The sequence below is a fragment of the Paraburkholderia sp. SIMBA_054 genome, from assembly GCF_046534875.1.
Lineage (GTDB): Bacteria > Pseudomonadota > Gammaproteobacteria > Burkholderiales > Burkholderiaceae > Paraburkholderia > Paraburkholderia hospita.
Map to the genome: position 1 here is coordinate 1 of NZ_JAWRXV010001332.1, position 249 is coordinate 249.

General features: G+C 60.2%; 1 protein-coding gene. It reads right to left on the minus strand.

Going from position 1 to position 249, the window contains the following annotated elements:
• On the minus strand, positions 1-90 hold a 90-nt coding region (locus SB822_RS59410), incomplete at its 3' end, for a DUF2471 family protein (protein ID WP_410859416.1).
• Positions 91-249: the final 159 nt, after the last annotated feature.

Here is a 249-nt window from a genome sequence, read left to right on the forward strand (position 1 = left end):
GCGGACGATACGTTCGAGATCGCGCGCCGCGGTTTGATAGCGCAGCGCAGCCAGAGCGTGGTCGGTCGGGGCGGTTTTCAGGTCGTTCATTATCGGCTCCAGTCGATAGCCTGTACTGTACAAACATACAGTATCCGGCGCAACCTCGCGCAAGCCCCGATTCCGCGTAGACGCCTCTTGCTGCTCGATGCCTCAGCCGTGAATCACTACCAGCAACGCCTTTGCCTCGCCTTTGCCGGCATTGCGGAT